Genomic DNA, 2,943 nt, shown 5'->3' with positions numbered 1-2,943 from the left:
AGAAAAGGGTACTATTAGGATGACACTGAAAGGATTACTGGGATGACAGAAGAAGGGCAGTGCGTGACCCAGCCTTTATGTTAAAATTAAGTTTTCTGGATTGTGTAGACCAAAGTGTGTTGAAGGTCAATTAGAAACTCCTAAATTACAAAGTTGACATTGATTATAAAATTATGTAATAGTAGGGTTGTAGTAATTTAAAGGAAGAGGTTTATGTCTGATCAAAAAAAGTTTGTACCGTATGCACTAATAACCATAGGATCTGCAGGGCTTATAGCTGGTACTGTAGCTCTCAAGTACTGTTCTAATTTATCGCCTTTGATTGCAGGGGGATAATTGGCTCTACACTTCCACTAATTGGATGTGTTGCTTTGGGTGTTTTATTGCTTATGGATAAGATTTCTCTCGACAAAATATATGGTGATACATACGATCAAAATAGCTTTAGTAAACTGGTTATATCGGCTATAGCACATATTGGTATTTCTTTTGGAATCGGAGCAGGCTTAGTTGCTCTCGGCCTTGAATCGCCCCTAGCTATAACTACCTTAGCTTTGATAGCATGCAAAGTTATCATGTCACTTTTTAGTGCGACAACTGAACGCTCTTCTTCTCCACCAACACCACCAGGTCTAAGTAAAAAAGACCCTTCTTCTCCACCAAGGCCACCATGTGTTGACAGCAACGTAAAGACTGACGGTGCAAATCCCACAGATCACCCAGAAAGAAGAGAATATGATGGCAAACGTACTGAAGAAAGTGTAAAACACCCGCAAAAAGCCTATTATAGTCACAGATGAGGATAAAGAGGATCACATTAGCGAAGAACAACAGCTTGTACAAAGTTTAGAGGACCACTTCACAAGAATAGCAAATTTGAAAATAGAAATTCCAGGGAATGCTGATGATGTTAATAGGTGTAGTTCTCCTAGCCACTAGTCAATTCTTTCCATCCAAGCATTCACTTGCCTCAATGTTTCAATAGAAGGCAAGTCTTCTGTGCTAAGTGGTAGGCGGACAGTTTTTTGCTCTATGAGCCCAATATCATGCAGGAGTGCTTTGGTAGGTATTGGGTTACTGGCAATAAATAGTGCTTTGCAGGCTTGTTGCCAGAAATCTGCTGAGCTTTTCACGTTATTTCCTACCATTTGAGTAGTTGCTCTGGATTCCAGCGTTATGCGCTGGGGTGACAGTGAGGAAAGTAGACATTGCTTAACATATTTATGCACTATGCGTGGCCAAATATTGGAAGCAACAGAAACCAAACCAACTGCACCCTTAGCAGCCATGTCCGGTATCATATTATCATCTCCGCAAAAAACCTCAATATTTGGTGCAACCTTCTTATATTCAATTAAAGTATCAACGGTGCCACTTGAATCTTTAATAGCCCAAAATTTTTCATGGCTGGATAAGTTGCGTACAGTTTCAGCGTGAAGATTTATTCCTGCTCTTGATGGAATATTGTAAAGCATAGCTGGCACATGTGCCTTTTCAAGTAGCTTTTCAAACCATAAAGTCTGCCCCATGATTCCAGGCTTTGTATAAATGGGGGTTGTCATTAGATAGCCATGAATAGGCATATCTTTGCAAAAATCAAGCCACTTGAGAGTCTGATGTAGATTCACTCCTGGTACGCCAATTATGATTTTCGTGTTTAATTCCAGCTTACATACAAATTCAACTAATGTGCATTTTTCAGAATCAGTGAGCGATAGGCCTTCACCTGTGCTACCTAGCAACACTATACCATTGCCAGCTTCAGCCTGTATTGTAAGCAAACACTGCAAACTGCTACAATCTATGCTATCTCCACTATAATCAAAGGGAGTGACACAAGCAGTCCATAAAGGTGTAAGTAATGATTTCAATTGAAGTTATTAAAATGGTATTTCATCATCGATTAACTCTTCTTTTATCTCGCTGTCAAAATTTTCATACTGATTTTTTTGCTCTGTTTTGTTTTGCTTATATTCATTTGGTTGATAATCAGAGTTTGATGTACTATTTCGTGAATCTAAGAGTGTAAGAACGCTATTAAAATTTTGCAGCATCACCTCTGTAGTATATCTTTCGCTACCATTTTGGTCAGTCCATTTTCTAGTTCTCAATGAACCTTCAATGTAAACTTTACTGCCTTTGCGTGCAAAATCCTTGACGACTTTTACCAATCCTTCATTAAACACTACAATATTATGCCACTCTGTCTTTTCAGAGCGCACACCGGAAAACTTATCAGTCCAACTTTCAGATGTGGCTATTGAAAAATTCGCCATTTCTTTGCCATTTTGCATAGTTCTAATTTCAGGATCTCTTCCTAAATTACCAATTAATATGACTTTGTTTACAGTGCCATTGGACATAATCGTACTTTGAATAAACTTTTTATATTATCTTATGTGAGAATACTATTGTCAAATTTAATGCGCTTGGAGGGATTCGAACCCACGGCCTTTGCCTCCGGAGGGCAACGCTCTATCCAGCTGAGCTACAAGCGCACATATATTAAGTTATCTAATAGATAAGCTATCTAAGTCAAATTTTTGGTTCGGATAAAGCGTGAACATAACGCTCTCATGTCCCAAATATACATTCTGGGAATTATCTGCTCGGTTTTTTATCATTTTTTGATCCACAGTCCATATAAAAGTTACGTAATTTTCAGTCACTGAATGAACTTTTAAATCCTTAGCGTTCGAAAACAGCCTCCCATTTACCCATATTCTCCATGTATCAGGAGAAAAATATAAAATTGAATCTAAACTCACCACCTTACAGTTGAAATTATCTAATACCCTTTCTTTTGCAGCTTTTGAAGAACGTAAGTGAAACTTTTCCATTCCACTGACCATCTTACTAACTGATTCTTCATCGAAAAAAATGCTTTTTATATCATTATATTGTGATAATATATTAAAGTTACTCTCTACTGCTTCTCTTATT

At 37.7% G+C, this 2,943-nt stretch carries 4 protein-coding genes, 1 tRNA gene and 1 pseudogene; 2 read left to right on the top strand and 4 right to left on the bottom strand.

Annotation, left to right across the window (positions count from 1 at the left end; translation table 11 throughout):
- Positions 1-213: 213 nt before the first annotated feature.
- Both HET73_RS09185 and HET73_RS06840 read left to right on the top strand, forming a co-directional pair.
- Complete coding sequence (locus HET73_RS09185; protein WP_281356054.1) at positions 214-336, top strand: hypothetical protein; 123 nt, start codon at positions 214-216, stop codon at positions 334-336.
- Between the two features lie 53 nt (positions 337-389).
- Positions 390-800 carry a hypothetical protein gene (locus HET73_RS06840; RefSeq protein WP_174132828.1) on the top strand — a complete coding sequence of 137 codons (411 nt, stop codon included), beginning with the start codon at positions 390-392 and terminating at the stop codon, positions 798-800.
- Between the two features lie 135 nt (positions 801-935).
- Here HET73_RS06840 and dapA read toward each other — a convergent pair whose 3' ends face one another.
- From dapA to HET73_RS06820, 4 genes and pseudogenes are all read right to left on the bottom strand, one after another.
- Positions 936-1,871 (bottom strand): 4-hydroxy-tetrahydrodipicolinate synthase, encoded by a 936-nt coding sequence (gene dapA, locus HET73_RS06835; protein ID WP_174134251.1) that lies wholly within the window; start codon positions 1,869-1,871, stop codon positions 936-938.
- Positions 1,872-1,880: 9 nt separating this feature from the next.
- Complete coding sequence (gene ssb, locus HET73_RS06830) at positions 1,881-2,363, bottom strand: single-stranded DNA-binding protein (protein ID WP_174132826.1); 483 nt, start codon at positions 2,361-2,363, stop codon at positions 1,881-1,883.
- A gap of 61 nt (positions 2,364-2,424) precedes the next feature.
- Positions 2,425-2,498: transfer RNA gene (locus tag HET73_RS06825), tRNA-Arg, on the bottom strand.
- Positions 2,499-2,510: 12 nt separating this feature from the next.
- A pseudogene (locus tag HET73_RS06820) lies at positions 2,511-2,943 on the bottom strand (hypothetical protein); the annotation flags it as partial.

The organism is Wolbachia endosymbiont of Atemnus politus, from assembly GCF_013309895.1.
The sequence above is the reverse complement of the archived record's forward strand: the minus strand, read 5'-3'. Positions and strand labels throughout refer to the sequence as shown.

Coding starts and splice junctions, on each gene's coding strand:
- HET73_RS09185 (WP_281356054.1), top strand. CDS start 214: ATGTCTGATCAAAAAAAGTTTGTACCGTATGCACTAATAACCATAGGA.
- HET73_RS06840 (WP_174132828.1), top strand. CDS start 390: ATGGATAAGATTTCTCTCGACAAAATATATGGTGATACATACGATCAA.
- ssb (WP_174132826.1), bottom strand. CDS start 2,363: ATGTCCAATGGCACTGTAAACAAAGTCATATTAATTGGTAATTTAGGA.